The sequence below is a fragment of the Nocardia sp. NPDC019395 genome (genome assembly GCF_040632335.1).
GTDB lineage: Bacteria > Actinomycetota > Actinomycetes > Mycobacteriales > Mycobacteriaceae > Nocardia.
Window position 1 is genome coordinate 219,022 of sequence record NZ_JBEYBT010000008.1, and the last position, 18,250, is coordinate 237,271.

The 18,250-nt window shown below is 66.1% G+C and carries 18 protein-coding genes and 1 pseudogene; 5 read left to right on the forward strand and 14 right to left on the reverse strand.

Annotation, left to right across the window (positions count from 1 at the left end; all coding sequences use genetic code 11):
• Window positions 1–306: 306 nt before the first annotated feature.
• On the reverse strand, window positions 307–1,065 hold the full coding sequence (locus ABZ827_RS20280; RefSeq protein WP_357238675.1) for an aspartate/glutamate racemase family protein: 759 nt from the start codon (window positions 1,063–1,065) through the stop codon (window positions 307–309).
• A 10-nt stretch (window positions 1,066–1,075) separates the two neighbouring features.
• Window positions 1,076–2,275, reverse strand: a complete 1,200-nt coding sequence (locus tag ABZ827_RS20285) for an FAD-dependent oxidoreductase (protein WP_357238677.1) — start codon at window positions 2,273–2,275, stop codon at window positions 1,076–1,078.
• A gap of 221 nt (window positions 2,276–2,496) precedes the next feature.
• On the opposite strand from ABZ827_RS20285, the gene ABZ827_RS20290 reads away from it, so the two are divergent.
• On the forward strand, window positions 2,497–2,853 hold the full coding sequence (locus tag ABZ827_RS20290) for an SPW repeat protein (RefSeq protein WP_357238679.1): 357 nt from the start codon (window positions 2,497–2,499) through the stop codon (window positions 2,851–2,853).
• A gap of 381 nt (window positions 2,854–3,234) precedes the next feature.
• Complete coding sequence (locus ABZ827_RS20295) at window positions 3,235–5,364, forward strand: hypothetical protein (protein ID WP_357238681.1); 2,130 nt, start codon at window positions 3,235–3,237, stop codon at window positions 5,362–5,364.
• 128 nt (window positions 5,365–5,492) lie between these two features.
• Here ABZ827_RS20295 and ABZ827_RS20300 read toward each other — a convergent pair whose 3' ends face one another.
• Entirely contained in the window at window positions 5,493–6,071 is a 579-nt protein-coding gene (locus ABZ827_RS20300) for a TetR/AcrR family transcriptional regulator (RefSeq protein WP_357238682.1), read from the reverse strand.
• An 84-nt stretch (window positions 6,072–6,155) separates the two neighbouring features.
• On the opposite strand from ABZ827_RS20300, the gene ABZ827_RS20305 reads away from it, so the two are divergent.
• Window positions 6,156–7,037, forward strand: a complete 882-nt coding sequence (locus ABZ827_RS20305; protein WP_357238684.1) for an SDR family oxidoreductase — start codon at window positions 6,156–6,158, stop codon at window positions 7,035–7,037.
• A 272-nt stretch (window positions 7,038–7,309) separates the two neighbouring features.
• The gene (locus ABZ827_RS20310; protein ID WP_357238686.1) at window positions 7,310–8,281 is read left to right on the forward strand and encodes a glycoside hydrolase family 19 protein; all 972 of its coding nucleotides are present in this window, start codon (window positions 7,310–7,312) and stop codon (window positions 8,279–8,281) included.
• Window positions 8,282–8,427: 146 nt separating this feature from the next.
• On the opposite strand, the pseudogene ABZ827_RS20315 reads toward ABZ827_RS20310, so the two are convergent.
• The 10 genes and pseudogenes from ABZ827_RS20315 to ABZ827_RS20360 all read right to left on the reverse strand — a co-directional run.
• Window positions 8,428–8,631 (reverse strand): annotated as a pseudogene (locus ABZ827_RS20315) (elongation factor Tu); the annotation flags it as partial.
• Window positions 8,631–8,966: a DUF5615 family PIN-like protein gene (locus ABZ827_RS20320; RefSeq protein ID WP_357238688.1), complete on the reverse strand. Its 336-nt coding sequence runs from the start codon at window positions 8,964–8,966 to the stop codon at window positions 8,631–8,633. The pseudogene ABZ827_RS20315 and the gene ABZ827_RS20320, both read right to left, overlap by 1 nt.
• Window positions 8,963–9,181: a DUF433 domain-containing protein gene (locus ABZ827_RS20325; protein WP_357238690.1), complete on the reverse strand. Its 219-nt coding sequence runs from the start codon at window positions 9,179–9,181 to the stop codon at window positions 8,963–8,965. The genes ABZ827_RS20320 and ABZ827_RS20325 overlap by 4 nt, the downstream gene beginning before the upstream one ends.
• A 98-nt stretch (window positions 9,182–9,279) precedes the next feature.
• A complete protein-coding gene (tuf, locus tag ABZ827_RS20330) occupies window positions 9,280–10,470 on the reverse strand; it encodes an elongation factor Tu (protein ID WP_357238692.1) in 1,191 nt (396 codons plus the stop codon).
• A 135-nt stretch (window positions 10,471–10,605) separates the two neighbouring features.
• A complete protein-coding gene (fusA, locus tag ABZ827_RS20335) occupies window positions 10,606–12,708 on the reverse strand; it encodes an elongation factor G (RefSeq protein ID WP_357238694.1) in 2,103 nt (700 codons plus the stop codon).
• A 128-nt stretch (window positions 12,709–12,836) separates the two neighbouring features.
• Entirely contained in the window at window positions 12,837–13,307 is a 471-nt protein-coding gene (rpsG, locus tag ABZ827_RS20340) for a 30S ribosomal protein S7 (protein ID WP_062978101.1), read from the reverse strand.
• A 1-nt stretch (window position 13,308) separates the two neighbouring features.
• Window positions 13,309–13,683, reverse strand: coding sequence for a 30S ribosomal protein S12 (gene rpsL / locus ABZ827_RS20345; RefSeq protein ID WP_357238696.1), 375 nt, complete (start codon window positions 13,681–13,683; stop codon window positions 13,309–13,311).
• Window positions 13,684–14,467: 784 nt separating this feature from the next.
• The gene (locus ABZ827_RS20350) at window positions 14,468–15,025 is read right to left on the reverse strand and encodes a DUF3558 domain-containing protein (protein WP_357238698.1); all 558 of its coding nucleotides are present in this window, start codon (window positions 15,023–15,025) and stop codon (window positions 14,468–14,470) included.
• A 4-nt stretch (window positions 15,026–15,029) separates the two neighbouring features.
• Complete coding sequence (locus ABZ827_RS20355) at window positions 15,030–15,563, reverse strand: DUF3558 domain-containing protein (protein WP_357238700.1); 534 nt, start codon at window positions 15,561–15,563, stop codon at window positions 15,030–15,032.
• A 103-nt stretch (window positions 15,564–15,666) separates the two neighbouring features.
• Window positions 15,667–16,641, reverse strand: coding sequence for an NADPH:quinone oxidoreductase family protein (locus ABZ827_RS20360; RefSeq protein WP_357238702.1), 975 nt, complete (start codon window positions 16,639–16,641; stop codon window positions 15,667–15,669).
• A 510-nt stretch (window positions 16,642–17,151) separates the two neighbouring features.
• Here ABZ827_RS20360 and ABZ827_RS20365 point away from each other — a divergent pair.
• Window positions 17,152–17,922, forward strand: coding sequence for an acyl-ACP thioesterase domain-containing protein (locus tag ABZ827_RS20365; protein WP_357238705.1), 771 nt, complete (start codon window positions 17,152–17,154; stop codon window positions 17,920–17,922).
• Between the two features lie 139 nt (window positions 17,923–18,061).
• Here ABZ827_RS20365 and ABZ827_RS20370 read toward each other — a convergent pair.
• On the reverse strand, window positions 18,062–18,250 hold a 189-nt coding region (locus ABZ827_RS20370; protein WP_357238707.1), incomplete at its 5' end, for a hypothetical protein.

The window sequence follows — 18,250 nt, forward strand, 5'->3', positions numbered from 1 at the left end:
CAGCGCGGTGAAGCAGCGCGGGATAGACCATCCGTGAAGGGGCTCGGGATAGAACAGCGCGGTGAAGCAGCGCGGGATAGACCATCCGTGAAGGGGCGGGCTGTAATTTTGGAGCCGCTCCGCGGCTCGAGGGTGGGGCCCTATTAACCCGGTTCTTCACTCCTGCGCTCCTCCGCTTCGCTCCCCCGCTCCGTCGCTCCAGAACCGGGCGGGCCCCGCCCGGTGGGGTGATCCGTCGGTTGGGGGGGATACGGGGTGAGGTGAGGTGGGGTGGGGTGCACGAACACAGGGGGTGCTCGACAACGGTTAGTCTGCGCCGAGGAGGCGTCCTGGCTCGTAGGCGGCGGCGCCGGGGGGGAGTTCGCCGGGGCGGCCGCTGAGGTAGACGTTGACTGTGCCGTTTCCGCTGCCAGGGCCGCCTAGGTCGTTCATCCGGCGGATGGTCTGGGCGGCGACTGCTTGCGCGCTGTCGAACAAGCGAACGCCTTCCGGCAAGGCGGCGACGATCGAATCCAGCACGAGCGGATAGTGCGTGCAGCCCAGCACTACGCCCTCGATATCGGCGGGGGTCCGGGCCGCCGCGTCGGCGACCGACTCACGGACCGCGGTCATATCGCCACGGTCGACCGCCTCGGCCAAGCCGTGGCAAGCCACACCGGTGACGGTCGCCTGGCCGCCGAAACGGGCGATGAGATCGGCCTGGTAGGGACTGGCGGTGGTCGCCGCGGTCGCCCATACGGCGACCGACCGGCACACCGCGGCCGCCGGTTTGATCGCGGGCACGGTACCCACCACCGGCACCTGCGAACCCAGGTCCGCGCGGACATGTTCGAGTGCGGTCACGCTGGCGGTGTTGCACGGGAGGACGATGACCTCCGCGCCCAGATCGCGTGCGGAGCGCGCGGCGGCCACGACCCGGTCGACGACCCAGTCCTGCGGTTTCGGACCCCAGGGTGCGCCGTCGGGGTCCAACTGCAGCAGCAGATCCACATCGGGGCGCAGCTTGCGCAGCCATGCCGCGGTGGGCAGTAGCCCGAAACCCGAATCGATGAGCGCGACGATCACACCGAACAGGTTATTGAGTCGCGCCCAGCAGTTCCTCCACCGGGGCGGCCGCGGCAATCTTGGCCCGCATCTTCATCACCTGTCCGGTCATCCCGGCACCGACCACACCGGCCAGCCGGCCCTCGCGGATGTAGTAGGCGAGGAACTTGCGGCCGTCGTCGGCGAGGATCCGGATCTCGTCCGACGCGCGTGGAGTGCCCAGCGCCTGGATTTTGAGGTCGAACTGGTCGCTCCAGAAGTACGGTACCTGCGGCACGCTGGGAGCCTCGACACCCAGTAACGCGCAGGTCAGCAGTTTGGCCTGCTCGCCGGCATTGGTCCAGTGTTCGATCCGCCGATGCTCGCCGGTCGGGGTCCGCCAGGCCGCCACATCGCCCACTGCCCAGACTCCGGGCACGCCGGTCCGGCCGGCCTCGTCGGCGAACACGCCGCCACCGGCCGCGGGCTCGGCCAATTCGATACCGGAATCCACCAGCCAGTCGGTAACCGGGCGGGAGCCGATACCGGCGACCACCAGTTCCGCCGAGACCTCGGAGCCGTCGGCGAGAAGCGCGCCCCGCACCCGGCCCGCGGGATCGGCCAGCAGGGTGTCCACTCCGATACCGCAGCGCAGATCGATCCCTTCGGCGCGATGCAGACGGGCGACCAGTTCGCCGACCTCCGCGCCGAGTACCCCGGCCAGCGGGGCGGGCTGCGGCTCCACCAGCACCACGGACAGGCCTTCCGCGTGCAGGCTGGCGGCGAGTTCGCAGCCGATGAAACCCGCGCCGATGATCAGCGCGCGCTCGGCGGTGCGCGCGTTCTCGCGGATCGCGACCGCGTCATCGTGGCTGCGCAGCACATGCACACCGGTGATTTCCTCGGCGCCGGCCAGCCGGCGGGGTGTCAGCCCGGTGGCGATGACGAGATGTTCGTAATCCACGGCCGAACCGTCGGCCAGCCGGACTTTCCTGGCCGCGGTGTCCACGCCGACAGCGGCGGTGTTCAGGCGCAGATCGATCTCTTTCTCGCCGTAGAACTCTTCGGGCCGCAGTGGGGTCGCATCGATTTCTCCCCGCACGAACTGTTTCGACAGCGGGGGACGATCGTAGGGCGCGTGCGCCTCGTCGCCGAGTACTACCAGTTCCCCGGCGTACCCGGCCCGGCGCAATTCCTCGGCGGTGCGCAGCCCGGCCAGGCCGGCACCGGCTATCACGATCGGCGCGGACATACCGAACTCCCTCCCGCGGCCCGCTCGCGCCGCGCCTGAAACAGGTTATAGAAAATGATGTAGCCCACCCTAACTTGCGCGGGGCGACGAGCGGAAGCGCCTCGATTCGCATCGTTTCGCCGCGCAATCGTGTCCATCGCGATATCGACCACCCGCCCACGGGACGCTATACCGAGGTCAGGCCCTGTCTATGGACCTGTTTCCAGCCTCAGGAGGCCATTATGTTCACCGAAAGCCGGACCCAGGACTTCCTGGCCGTGGTACTCGGAGCCTTCACCGCCCTCTCGCCGATCTGGGTAGCGACCAATGATCGGGCTGTGTGGACGATGATCATTCTCGGGGTGCTCATCGCGCTGACCGGGCTCGCCCAGATGTACCGGCCGGCGATGGGGTCCGCGGATTACGCCATGGGCCTGTTCGGCGCGCTGCTGTTCCTCGCGCCTTGGGTCATGGACTACACCTCGTACAACGGCGCCGCGTGGACGTCGTGGGTCGTCGGGCTCGTGACCGTGGTCCTCGCGGTCGCGGCACTGCCGGCCGTCGCGGGACGTATGCACCGGGCGGCACCGCACCACTGACAGCGCGCCGCATCGGTAACCCACCGGACAGGTCCGGCGGGCGGATGAATATGTGCCACCGCTTCGCTCACGCCGGAGTGTGAACGGCCCGGCTCGCTGCCACCCGGTAGGCGCAATTGCGCCATCGACACCGCCGGGAAATGTACGGCACAACCACGAATCCGCGGTCGAGTTGCCCGGCGCTGATCCGATCCGCCGCGTTGCCCGGACATCTCGCCGTCGGAGCACGTCAGCGAGTCGCGCCCGGGAAGCGGCGGCGCACGGGCGCGAACACGAGCGTCGCGGCACCGGTGTAATCCTGATCACCCTGGGCCCCGCATGGGGCGGCGAGGAGCTTCGCGCACTAGAACGAAGCCCACCCCGGTGGGTAAGAATGAGCGCATGAATGCCGAAAACGCCAGCCTCGGAGACGAACGCCGCGCCCGCCGGGAGGAGTACGGGCACGGGCAGTGGGACTCCGAGTCGAGGGGCTTCGCCGGCTTCGGATCGAATGGATTCGATTCGGCGGATGGTTCGAACGGCGCCACGAACCGGACCGAGTCCGTCCCGGACCGCGGTTACACCTGGACCCCCGCACCACTGTCCACCCAGCAGCAGAACCCGCAGAACACCGGCGGTGCAGCGGCTCTCGATCCGTTCGCGGCCTGGAACACCTCGAGCGGCACCGGTGACGACCCTGTGATTCCGGCCATGAACCCCGCCGATCACGAACCGAATCCCCGTTTCACCACAGCCCCGGCCGACGACCCCCCGTACCTGCCCGACGACGGGGTCGAGACAACCGCGCTGCCCACCCGATCCACCAGGCCGAACCAGGCGCCCGGACAAGCCGATTCCGCGGCACTGCCGCGCATCTCCCAGCCCGGTGCCCCCTCGCCCACATTGTCGTCCTCGTCGCGGATACCCGCTCCCGGTGCGCCCTACCAGGCGGATTCGCCGTCTTCGGGCGAGCTGACCGTTCCGTCCGGCGATCCCCGGTCCGGCGGCCCGGCACAACTGTCCGGCGCCGCGACCACCCAACTGCCGACAACGGAGCAGGCCGAAACACCCGGCTCGGGAATGTCACTGCCGGCACCCGGCGATCCCGGCACCTACCAGCCGTCACACAGTGAAGCCGAATCGTTCGGCTCACCGTCCGCCGATACCGGTTCGCTGCCCAGCTGGCTCAGTTCGATCGGCGAGGAGCCGGTGCCGCATCCTCTCGAAAGCGGTGGCCGCCGCCGGAAACTGGATCCGGCCGAGCCGGCCGAATCTGCCGACCAGTTCAATCCGTTCGAAGACCAGCATCTCCCCGAACGAACGGATGACCCGGCCGCGGGCGTCTCCGATCCGTACGAACTGCCGGGCCTGCCCGACGATCCCACCCCGCCGGAGCAACCGGCCGCCGTCCTGCCCACCCGCGCATCGCGGTCGCATACCGCCGCACCGAGTGGCGAAGAAGATTCCGCCGCACCGGCACTGCCCGCTCGCCGCCTGCCCCGTTCCGCGGCGCGGCACGCACCCGCCGAGAACGAGGACACCGGTGCCCGGGATGCACACCTGCCCGATATCGGCACGGGATCCGATCCGGTGGACGTAACTCGGGCCCCGCTGGGGCCGGACGACGCCGAGCCCGGCGCCCCGGCAGAACTGCCGGCGCGCCGGCTGCCGCGGTCCGCGTCGCGGTACACCCCCGGCACCGACGATGCCTCCGGTTCGGACTCCCGCGAACCGGATTCGTCCGCATTTCGCGCTGTGGGTCCGGTGGAGCTCACCGATTCCGGTACGGAGTCGGCCGATCCCGCGACCCCACCGCGACTCGCGCCACCGGCGGACAGCACTCCGATACTCGATCGGCTGCTGGACCCGGAACCGGCGCACAACGACATCTCCGACGAGGAAGCCGGCGCGCCCGTCGCCGAAATACTCTCCCGGATCCTGGAATCCGAACAGGAACCCGCCACGACTCCGCGGCTCACCGAGCCACGCGACCCGGCACCGGAAGACACCGCCGAGACGGCATCCGAATCGCCGAACCTCCCCCGCCGCGGCACGGGTTCGCCGCTGACACTGGTCCCCGACGACGAGTCCGGCACCGCATCGGATACACATACCGGCGCGGACGATTCACGTCCGCCGCTGGAAACACGCCGCTCCCGGCGCGCCCGCGAGGCCGCTGAAGCCTCCACGGCACCGCTGCCCGGCCTCCCGGAGCAGGCTGCCGCGGAACCCGCTCCCGCACTGTCCGGAACCGGGCCCGCCACACCGGCCGAGCCCATATCCCGGCACAGTCGCAGCGAGGAAGGCGCCGATATCGATATCCACCTCATCATGCGTTTGCTCACCGCGAGCGATGATCTCGAGATCTTGGCGGGTAAAGCCGAAAAGGGTGAGATGTCGGCGGACGAGGTCGCCCGAACCGCTCGGGAGGCCCGGTCCGCACTCCTCTCGGCAATATCCGCCTGGTACGGCGGACCGGCCCAGATGGTGAAATTCGCCAACGCCCTGCTCCAGGCGGCCCGCGAATCCTGATTCCGGCAGACGGGCACCGGCGTAGCTCACTCTTCGACGGTGCCCGCCACGGACTTCCACCGCCGCGGCCGGGTACGAGCTCGTACGGCCAACCGGCTCGCGCGGAGACGCTGACGCAACCGACGTGGTCAGCCCAGCGATGCGCTCGCCGCGCGCAGCTCGTCCAGGGCAGCCAGGACGTACCCGGCGAGCTCGTCCCCGGCGTCACGGTCGCCCTCGGACCATTCGGCGTATCCGCGTTTGAAGGCGAGGACGCCGAACTCACTCGCGAGAGCCGCGGTCGGATCGGGCACACCGCGGGCGACCAGGGCGGCGGTCATCGCAGCCGCGAGGCCCACGCTTTTCAGGGCGTCTCGCTCCCTGAGTTCGCTGCTGGCAGCGACGGCCGCCTTCAAACGGGGTGCGAGCTCGCGGCTCTCCGGGCCCAGCGCCGTCGAGGCACGCTCCAGACCGGCAGCGACCACTTCGAGAGGGCCGGCGTCATCAGGCGCCTCGGCGATTCCCTCGGTCAACAGCCGGCTCAACGTCTCCTGCCCGGCCACCAGTAGTTCGCGCTTATCGGGGAAGTACCGGAAGAAGGTGCTCTTGGTGACCCCGGCACGCTCGGCGATCTGCGCGACTGTGGTGGCGTCGTATCCCTGTTCGGTGAACAGGTCGACAGCAGCCACGACAAGCCGTTCGCGCGCTCCCGGTTCCCACCGACCCATGGGTCCATACTAAGTGACGGGACTTTTATCCCGTCACCCTGCTATTGTGATGGGACAAAGGTCCCATCACTCGGAGGAGTGTCTGTGCATATATTCGTCACCGGTGGCACCGGCCTGATCGGATCCACCGTCGTCGCCGAACTCCTCGGCAACGGCCACACCGTCCTCGCGCTCACCCGCTCCGACACCTCGGCACTGGCCGCCGAAAAAGCCGGTGCCGAGCCACTCCGGGGCACTCTCGCCGATTTGGACATCCTTCGCACCGGCGTCGCTCGCGCCGATGGGGTCGTCCACTTGGCCTTCGGCAACGACTTCAGCAGCCCCGAGGCTCTCTCGGCGGCGGTCGCCGAGGAAAGCGCCGCCCTCGCGGCCCTCGGCGAAGAACTCGCCGGTAGCGACCGGCCCCTCGTCACCGTCTCGGGCACTCCCCGCGTGGAGGGCCGCCCCTCCACCGAGGCCGACCCGGTATCCACCGACGGGCCGGTCGGCGGCCGCAGCCGCGCGGTCACGGCCATCCTGGCGCTGGCCTCGCGCGGCGTCCGGAGCACGGCTGTCCGCCTGCCGCGCACAGTGCACAACCAGGGTGACGGCGGATTCGCCGGTATGTTGACCGGTATCGCACGCCGGACCGGTGTGTCCGGCTACCCGGGCGACGGCACCCAACGCTGGCCGGCCGTGCACGCTCTCGACGCGGCCGTCCTCTTCCGGCTCGCCCTCGAGCATGCGAAACCCGGCACCACCTGGCACGCCGTGGCCGACGAGGGGGACAAAGTACGCGATATCGCGGAAGTCATCGGCCGCCGACTGGGCCTACCGGTAGAGCCGGTACCAGCGGAGACCTACGGCCCGCTCGGCTCCGTCTTCGCCACCGACCAACCTTCGTCCAGCACCCACACCCAGCAGACCCTCGGCTGGAAACCCCAGCACCCGAGCCTTCTGGACGACCTGGAGAACATCCAGCCCTGACGGGAATGGGAAACACAGCCGACTGCCGCTGCATTCGCATACGGGCAGCGGCCGATGCATCAATCTGCGGCAGCAAACATCAGATATCGATATAGCTTTTCACCGTTGGTGATCCGCATCGCGCTCACCCTGCAACAATGCCACGGGTGGGATTCCCGGAGGACAAACCCAGCTCGAGGAGGGAAGCGGAAGCGGCAGTAAAGTCGGGTTCGCTTCGGCCGAAGTCCGGCCGGCCGGGAAAACTCCCCGAACTCCCCGATGCCCGGCCCGCCGTGCAACAGACCATCGCGCTGGCCGACGCCGTATTCCGGCTGATGTTCGACCAGCTCGGCGCCGGCATCCCCGAGCTGATGCCCGATATGAACGCGCTGCTCGCCGACGCGAAGATCAATGACGCGATCAACGAATCCTTCGCGGTGGACAAGCACAACGAGAGCGCGGGCAGGCTCGCGGCGGTAGCGAAGGATCTCGGCATTCAGGACAAGGCAATAGCCGACAAGGTGGCGGACGCCGCCCAGGAGAACGCGACGCTCACCGAGTTCCTACGGAATACCGTCCAAGGTCTGAAGAAGACAATTTCTTCACTACATCCCGGCAAATTGCCTCGCATCATGGAAACGGCACTTATTTGCCATATAGCCGCCGTTCTGCAACAGGCAGGAGAGAGGTACAACGCGGTAGCGAGCGGCAACAACGAGAGGGGCGGCCAGATGGCGCCATTGAGCCTGACACGGCTCAAAGAGATTGTCTCCGGCGGGAAATCCGAGCTGACTCCGAAGGACCTGAAGAGACTTGCGGAATACTTGCCGTATATCAACGAAGCGATGCTCGAGGGCGGGATCACGAGCCCGAAACGCCAAGCCGCGTTCCTCGCCCAGATCATCCACGAGACAGACGATTTGAAAACCCTCGAGGAATACAGCGAAGGTCCCGGCTACTTCGATAACTACGAGGGCGGTGCAGATTTCCACGGCCGGGGTGCCATACAGCTGACACACCGCTCCAACTATGCGGAGGCCGGCAAAGCCCTGGATCTGCCCCTCACCCAGAAACCCGATTTGGCGAAGAAGCCGGAACACGCTTTCGATATCGCCCAATGGTACTGGAACGAAAACAATCTGAACGACCCGGCCGACGACTCCGAGTTCAAAAAGATCACCAAAGCGATCAACGGCGGATACACCGGCGAAGCCGACCGCGAGCAGCTGTACGACAGAGCCCGAAAGACTCTGGACGCGGACTGAGCCGAGCCGGAAGTAGAACTGCCGACAAAAGTTTCAACGGACCTCGATGACGTTCTCACCCGCATTCGATATGTCGACCATCGTGGGAAGAAACGAAAATGGCGCCGCTCCTTCCGGAGCGACGCCGTTCTCAGCGATTCAGCGAATCACTTCAGGATCTTCGTAACCCGACCGGCGCCGACGGTGCGGCCACCCTCGCGGATCGCGAAGCGCAGACCCTCGTCCATGGCGACCGGCTGGATCAGCACGACCGACATTTCGGTGTTGTCGCCGGGCATAACCATTTCGGTGCCCTCGGGCAGGGTCACAACGCCCGTCACGTCAGTCGTACGAAACTGCGGACGATAGTTCAGCGGATCTCAATGACCTTCTCACCCGCATTCAACATCTCGACCATAGTAGGAAGAAGCGGTAGAAAGGCCTCGAGCATAGCCTTGCGAGAGCAATTCCCGATCCTCATCCAAACAACCGCCGGAACTTCGACGCCACCGGCGGCCAGTCCCAGCTGGATGAAGTCTTCGTCCTTGGTGACGATGACCGCATCTCTGCGCAAGGCTTCCTGCCAGACTTCCCGATCGGATGCCGCGGTCATCGAAATATCACTCACATGGACCGCGTCGAACCCTTCGGCTGCGATGGCACGAGCGAGTGCGGGCGGCAACTGAGCATCGACCAGAAAATTCACGACGCAGTTCGGAGCACAGGATGATCAGCTCCTGCCGCGGCAAACATCAAGCAGGCTCTGATGTCTTCACGCTCGAGATACGGGTAGTCCTCGAGGATCGAGTCCTCGGTCTCGCCAGCGGCCAGAAGCTCCAGTACATCCGTTACCCGGATACGCATACCACGAATGCACGGCCTACCACCGAGCTGGTTCGGATCGAACGTAATCCTGGACATACCGGAATCATACGCGTGCCGAGGTGCATCGGGGGTCCGGAAACAGCGAACGGCGCCGCCCGGAGGCGACGCCGTTCGAAGTGACCTGAGTCAGGACATCACTTCAGGATCTTCGTAACCCGACCGGCGCCGACGGTGCGGCCACCCTCGCGGATCGCGAAGCGCAGACCCTCGTCCATGGCGACCGGCTGGATCAGCACGACCGACATTTCGGTGTTGTCGCCGGGCATAACCATTTCGGTGCCCTCGGGCAGGGTCACAACGCCCGTCACGTCAGTCGTACGGAAGTAGAACTGCGGACGGTAGTTGTTGAAGAACGGGGTGTGGCGGCCACCCTCGTCCTTCGACAGGATGTAGGCCTGACCCTCGAACTCGGTGTGCGGGGTGGTGGTGCCCGGCTTGATGACGACCTGGCCGCGCTCCACATCCTCGCGCTTGATACCACGGATCAGCAGACCCGCGTTGTCGCCGGCCTGAGCGGTGTCCAGCATCTTGCGGAACATCTCGATACCGGTGATGGTGGTCTTGGTCTTCTCCGGCTTGATGCCGACGATCTCGACCTCTTCGTTGAGGTTGACCACACCGCGCTCCACACGACCGGTGACAACGGTGCCACGGCCGGTGATGGTGAAGACGTCCTCGATCGGCATCAGGAACGGCTTGTCGGTCTCACGCACCGGGTCCGGGATGGACTCGTCGACCGCGTTCATCAGCTCGACGATGGATTCGCTCCACTTCTCGTCGCCCTCCAGCGCCTTCAGGCCGGAGACACGCACCACGGGGGCGTCCTCGTCGAACTCCTGCGAAGCCAGCAGCTCGCGGACCTCCATCTCGACGAGTTCGAGGATTTCCTCGTCGTCGACCATGTCCGACTTGTTCAGCGCGACCAGGATGTACGGCACGCCGACCTGACGGGCGAGCAGCACATGCTCACGGGTCTGCGGCATCGGGCCGTCGGTGGCCGCGACCACCAGGATGGCGCCGTCCATCTGCGCCGCACCGGTGATCATGTTCTTGATGTAGTCGGCGTGACCGGGGGCGTCTACGTGGGCGTAGTGGCGCTTCTCGGTCTGGTATTCGACGTGGGAGATGTTGATCGTGATACCACGAGCCTTCTCCTCGGGAGCCTTGTCGATCATGTCGAACGCAAAGCTCTCATTCAGATCCGGAAACTTCTCCGCCAGCACCTTGGTGATCGCTGCGGTCAGCGTGGTCTTGCCGTGGTCGACGTGACCGATGGTGCCGATGTTGACGTGCGGCTTTGTCCGCTCGAACTTCGCCTTCGCCACTGTGTGGTCCTCCTGGACTTGTTGGTGCTTGCAGTTGCAGCAGTGCGGGGGTCTCCCCACTTACGCGGGGAACTAACGGTTGAACAAACTCCCGGGAGATCCGGGGCAGGCGAGCCACCTGCCCCGGAGGGGTATTTACTCGCCGGTCGCCTTGGCGATGATCTCCTTCGACACGTTGGCCGGAACCTCCGCGTACGAATCGAACACCATGGAGTAGTTGGCCCGGCCCTGGGTCTTCGACCGCAGGTCACCGATGTAGCCGAACATCTCCGAGAGCGGAACCAGCGCCTTGACGACACGGGCACCACTGCGTTCCTCCATGGCCTGGATCTGGCCACGGCGGGAGTTCAGGTCGCCGATCACATCGCCCATGTAGTCCTCGGGCGTGGTGACCTCGACCGCCATCAGCGGTTCGAGGATCACCGGACCGGCCTTGCGGGCCGCTTCCTTGAGTGCCTGCGAGCCGGCGATCTTGAACGCCATCTCCGAGGAGTCGACGTCGTGATATGCACCGTCGAGCAGGCTGACCTTCAGGTTGACCAGCGGGTAACCGGCGAGCACACCGTACTGCATGGCGTCCTGCGCACCCGCGTCGACCGAGGGGATGTATTCCCGCGGAACGCGGCCACCGGTGACCTTGTTCTCGAACTCGTAGTGGGCACCGTCCTCGCCCACGAACGGCTCCAGCGCGATGATGACCTTCGCGAACTGACCCGAACCACCCGTCTGCTTCTTATGGGTGAATTCGAGCTTCTCGACCTTCTTGGTGATGGTCTCGCGGTAAGCGACCTGCGGCTTGCCGACGTTCGCCTCGACCTTGAATTCGCGCTTCATCCGGTCCACCAGGATGTCCAGATGCAGCTCGCCCATACCGCCGATCACGGTCTGGCCGGTCTCGTCGTCCAGCTTCACCGTGAAGGTCGGATCCTCTTCGGCGAGCTTCTGGATCGCGGTGCCCAGCTTCTCCTGGTCGGACTTGGTCTTGGGCTCGATGGAAACCTCGATGACCGGGTCCGGGAAGGTCATGGACTCCAGTACGACCTGGTTGTTCGGATCGCACAGGGTATCGCCCGTGGTGGTGTCCTTCAGGCCGATGACCGCGTAGATATGGCCGGCGCTCACCGAAGGAACCGGGTTCTCCTTGTTGGAGTGCATCTGGAACAGCTTGCCCAGCCGCTCCTTCTTGCCCTTGGTCGCGTTGATGACCTGGGCGCCGGAGTCGACCTTGCCCGAGTAGACACGGACGTAGGTCAGCTTGCCGAAGAACGGGTGCACGGCGATCTTGAACGCCAGCGCGGCGAACGGCTCGTCGGCACTCGGCTTACGGGTGAGAACCTCGTCCTCTTTGTTCGGCGCGTGACCCTGCACCGACTCGACGTCCAGCGGCGAGGGCAGGTAGTCGACCACGGCGTCGAGCATGGGCTGCACGCCCTTGTTCTTGAACGCCGAACCGCACAGCACCGGGTAGAGCTCGGAGTTGACGGTCATCTTGCGGATGGCGCCCTTGATCTCGTCGATCGTGAGCTCTTCACCGCCGAAGAACTTCTCCAGCAGCTCCTCGTCGGATTCCGCGACGGTCTCCAGCAGTTCCTGCCGGTACTGCTCGGCCTTCTCGACCAGATCGGCCGGGATGTCCTGCAGTTCGTACTTCTCGCCCAGCTTGGTCTCGCCGGTCCAGACCTTGGCCTTCATCTCGACCAGGTCGACGATGCCCTCGAAGGTGTCCTCCGCGCCGATGGGCAGCTGGATGACCAGCGGCTTGGCGCCGAGGCGATCCTTGATGGTCTGCACGGTGAAGTAGAAATCCGCACCGAGCTTGTCCATCTTGTTGACGAAGCAGATCCGGGGCACGTCGTACTTGTCGGCCTGGCGCCACACCTGCTCGGACTGCGGCTCCACGCCCTCTTTGCCGTCGAAGACGGCGACGGCGCCATCGAGCACGCGCAGGCTGCGCTCCACCTCGACGGTGAAGTCGACGTGGCCGGGGGTGTCGATGATGTTGATCTGGTTCTGGTTCCAGAAGCAGGTCACCGCCGCGGAGGTGATGGTGATACCACGCTCCTGCTCCTGCTCCATCCAGTCGGTGGTCGACGCCCCGTCATGGGTTTCGCCGATCTTGTAGTTCACACCGGTGTAGAAGAGGATGCGTTCGGTCGTAGTCGTCTTGCCCGCATCGATGTGGGCCATGATGCCGATGTTGCGGACCTTGTTCAGGTCGGTGAGCACGTCCTGTGCCACGGAAATCTTCCCCGCTCGTAGCTAGTTGGGATTCTCGCCGACGACCTGTGTGGTCGTCATCTGTTGTCAAAGCCGGAAGCAGAGCTTCCGTACGCCTCCCGAGCCCGTAGCGCTGGGCCGGGCAGACATCACCAGCGGTAGTGCGCGAAGGCCCGGTTGGACTCGGCCATCTTGTGGGTGTCCTCGCGACGCTTCACCGAGGCACCCAGACCGTTGCTGGCATCGAGCAGTTCGTTGGCAAGCCGCTCGACCATGGTCTTCTCCCGGCGAGCCCGGGAGAAGTTCACCAGCCAGCGCAGGGCCAGCGTGTTGGCGCGGCCGGGGCGGACCTCGACCGGCACCTGGTAGGTGGCGCCACCGACGCGGCGCGGCTTGACCTCGAGCGACGGCTTGACGTTGTCCAGCGCGCGCTTGAGGGTGACAACCGGATCGGTACCCGTCTTCTCACGCGCCTGTTCCATCGCGCCGTAGACGATGCGCTCGGCGGTCGACTTCTTGCCGTCGAGCAGGATCTTGTTGACCAGCTGCGTGACCAACGGCGACCCGTAGACCGGGTCGTTGATCAGCGGACGCTTGGGAGCGGGGCCCTTGCGCGGCATATCAGCTCTTCTCCTTCTTGGCGCCGTAACGGCTGCGGGCCTGCTTGCGGTTCTTCACGCCCTGGGTGTCGAGCGAGCCGCGAATGATCTTGTAACGCACACCGGGGAGGTCCTTCACACGACCGCCGCGGACGAGCACCATCGAGTGCTCCTGCAGGTTGTGACCTTCACCGGGGATGTAGGCCGTAACCTCGACCGCGCTGGTCAGGCGAACACGCGCGACCTTACGGAGCGCGGAGTTCGGCTTCTTCGGGGTGGTGGTGTACACGCGGGTGCACACTCCACGCCGCTGCGGGCTCCCCTTGAGGGCCGCGGTTTTGGTCTTGGCGACCTTGTCGGCGCGACCCTTACGGACCAGCTGGTTGATGGTTGGCATAGACCGGCTTTCCTTTAATCGGTTCTGGCGGTGTCAGGTCTGTTCATCGAGCTTTCACCCGCACGTCCAACCACGTTTCTCGCGTCCCGAGGTCGGGCGTGTCGCGCGCAGGTCAGGGCCCGATTTGCAGGCACGCTGGAATCGTCAGCCGCTCTCGCTGGCCTACGTCTGCGCTCGAACTTGCCCGTATCCTTCCGGGCACAGCCGTCCACTGTACTCGGACGTAGTCAGAAGGGTCAAAACAGGGGTGGGGTGTGATATGGACTGCTCACCGCGGGTGGGCCGGGTGGCCGGGTTTTGCGGTGAGGTGAACTGTACCGCGCAGGGGGAAGCGGGGGGCGTTCGCGCGGGGGAAGCGGGGGGCAGTTCGCGAAGGTGGGGAGCAAGACCGTTCGTGAAGGTTCCGTGTTTTTTGGCGCCGCCTGCGGCGTCGCGGGTTCGGGGCCCCCTTGGTCTCGTTCTTCACTCCCGGCGCTCAGTCGCTGCGCTCCTTCGCTCTGGTCGCTCCAGAACGAGACGGGCCCCGAACCACCAAGGTGGACCGCCGCATGCGGGAAACGGGGGTAGGGGTCGGATGCGGACGGACTGGCGGTAGGGGGATTAAACGCGCCGAGGGCGACGGCAGGAACAGAGTGGGGGCACCTGCCGACTGACCGGCGGTAGGGAGACCGAACGCGCCCGAGGGCGACAGCAGGAACAGAGTGGGGGCACATCCGGACCGGCTGGCGGTAGGGAGACCGAACGCGGCTGACGGCGATGGTCGGCCGGCTGGGCGTGGGGTTCCTCAGCGGGCGATGTTCAGGGTCAGTTCGAGGAGTTTCTTCGCGGCGGCGCATGGGTCGGTGCCGCCCGAGGAGTTCACCCACCAGCCGATGACGCCGGAGTCGGCGGCGCTGGCTGTCATACCGCAGGAATTAGGGTCGTTCGGGCGGTGTACTTCCAGCGCGATGGTGCCTTGAACGGTTGTCTTCGTGCTGGTGTAGCCCAGTTTGTCGTTGGTGGCCTGTTCGTTGCGCAGTGAACCGTTCTCGTACCAGTTCAGGGTCAGCATGCCGGAGCCGCCGCCGATATCCCACATACAGACCGCGCCGAAGAAGGAATCGGTGATGGAGGTGTTGCCGCCGAGGGCGTCGATGATCTGCTGATCGGTGACCACGTCGCATTCGCGCAGCAGTTTGTCGATCTGAGTGGTATCGACGGTTTCGCCGCCGCCGACGGGTACTGCCGTCCCCTCGACACTGCTGCCGCAGCCGGCGCCGAACGCGGCCGCCAGCAGCACCGCGGCCGATGCGGCGACGGTACGGATCCGGCGGCCGCCGGTGATTCGTTCACGGAATGTCATCGCCTCACTCCAGCCGCTCGATGGTCAGTTCGGCGAGTGCCCGGCTGCGATCGCACGGGTTGCCGCCGTTATTGCTGAAGCTGCCGAACGCGGTCGACCATTCGAAGAAGTCATCGTCGAGCTGTACCGCCAGATCGCAGATCTGGCCCCGGGGGTCCAGCGCTGCGAACCCGGTACGCCCGCCGACGGTGATCGGTTCGGGCGGCCGGCCGTGGGTGGTGACCCATGCCTTCTCGCGTTCCAGCGGGCTACCCCGATACGACGCGAACGTTATCGACGCGCCGCCCATCCCGCCGGACTGCCAGTTGCAGCCGACCGCGTTCTTGAACGACCCGGCGATCTGGCCCAGCCCACCGACATCACGGACCTCGTCATCGGTGACATGCCCGCATTCCCCCACGAACGGACCGAGAGCTGCCACCTTCGGGGCCGGCCCCCGAGGGCCTTCGGCTTCTTCGGAGGAGCCTGCGTCGGAACCACACCCCGTCAGAGCAAATGCCGCGGTTAACCCGAGGACTATCGCCGACCTGATCCGCATGGTGTGAACAATACCGACCGAACAGCGTGCCCGACGGCGGCGCAGGTCGCCGGTGGATCGAGGCGCCGACGACCCCGCTCGGCGGAGCGCCGCCGGCCGCGCCTCAGCGGAGGGTGACCACGACCTTGCCTGTCGCCGCACGGTTTTCCAGCGATGCCACAGCCTGCGCGGCCTGCTCCAGCGGGAACAGCACCGGCTTCGGCGGCGCGATCTTCCCGGCCGCGAACAGCGGTTCCACCTCCGCCCACTGCTCGGCCAGATAGCCCGGGTGCGACAACACCCACTCACCCCAGCCGGCACCGACGACCTCGACGTTCTTCAGCAGCAGCCGATTCACTTTGACCGTCGGAATATCACCGCCGGTGAAACCCACCACCAGCAGACGGCCGCCACGGGCCAGCGAGCGGATGCTGTCGGTGAAGCGGTCGCCACCCACCGGATCGAGAACGATATCCACGCCGCGGTTCTCGGTGAGCTCCTTGACCCGGGCCGCCCAGCCCTCGGTGAGCACGACGTCGGTGGCGCCGTGCGCACGCGCGACCTCGGCCTTTTCCTCGGTACTCACGACCGCGACAACCCGGCCGGCACCGAGCGCCGCCGCCATTCGCAGTGTGGAGGTACCGATACCGCCCGCCGCGCCGTGCACGAGGACCGATTCCCCCTCGATGAGCCGACCGCGATTACGCAGGCAGAAATGCACGGTGAGGTCATTGAAGAGGATGCCCGCACCCTCCTCGAAGGAGATATTGTCCGGCAGGGTGAAAACCATATCGGCAGGGACCGTCGCCACCTCGGCCATGGCATTGCCCAGCATGGTCAGGGCGCAGACGCGGTCGCCCGGTTTCACATGCGCGCCGGCCGGGGCTTCCCGGACCACGCCCGCGATCTCGCCACCGACGACGAACGGCATCTCGGGTTTCATCTGGTACAGACCGCGGGTCATCAGGACGTCCGGGAATGCGACCCCGGCCGCGTGCACGTCGATGACGACGCCACCGGGCAACGGCTGCGGTTCCGGGATGTCGACGATCTCGATCGCTTCCGGCCCCTCCAGTTTGCTTACCTGAGCTGCACGCATATGCCGACCTCTCTCTGTTTCCACCGTCGCCTATAGAGACGCATCGGTTTATATGTACCAATCCACCCGTCCACATCAAACTATCCGGCACGCCCGACCGAAGTCCATAGGACAGGCACCTGTGGGGCATGCCCCCACGTCCGCCGCGACAACGCGAAGGAGCACAGCGGCCGGCTGCCAGAAACGAAGCCCACCGCTTCCCGACCCACCCCACCTCCCCACTCGGTCAACCTTTTGCGGTCGGCGCCCACCCCGTCTCCAGCGCCCCGCGTAAGCAAATCCCGTCACCCCACGTCCCAGGTCGGTCAACTTTTGCGGTCGGGGCCCGCCCCGCGTCTGCAGCGACAGAGCGAGGGAGCGCAGCGACCGAGCGCCGGAGTGAAGACGCGGGGTTAATAGGGCCCCGACCCCGCGACGCCGGAGGCGGCGCAATAAACAGAGCACCGTAAAGTCATTTCACAGGAATCTGGAAGAAGTACCGCGGCCCGACCCGCCGCGCGAGGAGCACAAGTGTCACTCGATCAGCCACTCGCCCCGCTTCCCCAGGAGGGCATGGGGTTCGCTTCGGCGTGGCCGGTGCGGGCCGGCGACGTGGATCCGTACAACCGCGTGCGTCTCGATGGCATCGCCCGCTATCTCCAGGACATCGCCTGGGAGCATCTGCAGGCGTCCATCCTCGAGCAGAGCGACCCCAGCTGGATAATCCGTCGCACCGTTATCGATGTGATCCGGCCGGTGCAGTGGCCCGATAATGTTCATCTGCTGCGCTGGTGTTCGAGTATGTCCACCCGCTGGGCGAATATGCGTGTCCGGGTGACCAGCGATCGCGGCGGTCTGATCGAGACCGAGGGCTTCTGGATCAATATCAACGAATCCAACAATATGCCCGCCCGGATCAGCGATGCCGGCCTCGCCTATCTCGCCCAGACCACCGCCGAGCGACGGCTGCGGTGGCGGCCCTGGCTCACCGATCCCACGCCACCCGAATCCGATACCGATCTGCCGTTCCCGCTCCGCGCAACGGATATCGACCAGTACAACCACGTGAACAACGCCTGCTACTGGCAAGCCGTAGAGCAGTACCTCGTCGATTACCCCAAGCTGGTGAGCGGCCCGCACCGGGCCGTAATCGAGTACGTGGCACCGGTACTGGCCCGCCAGCACATCAGCGTCCGCAGCCGATACGAACCGGGTGACCGCACCCACGGCCGACCCACCCTCCGGCTCTGGTTCGTAGTCGACGGAATCACGACAACCATCGTTCGGATAGCACCGTTGTAATCGCACCCTCGTGGCCAACGGCGGCGCCAATGTACAAAAGCACATCCACGGCAGCCGCCCCCGTCGCCATCGCCGACCCCCCACCGCCGCCAGGCGCGTTTCGATTTCCCTACCGCCAATCCCGTCCGCATGCGCCCCCTCAGCCGAACTCGCCGCCGCCCCCGGCGCGTTTGTTCCCTACCGCCCATCTGTCCGCATGCGACCCCACCCATTTCTCCGCATGCGGCCGGTCAGCCTTGGTGGTTCGGGGCCCGTCTCGTTCTGGAGCGACCAGAGCGAAGGAGCGCAGCGACTGAGCGCCGGGAGTGAAGAACGAGACCAAGGGGGC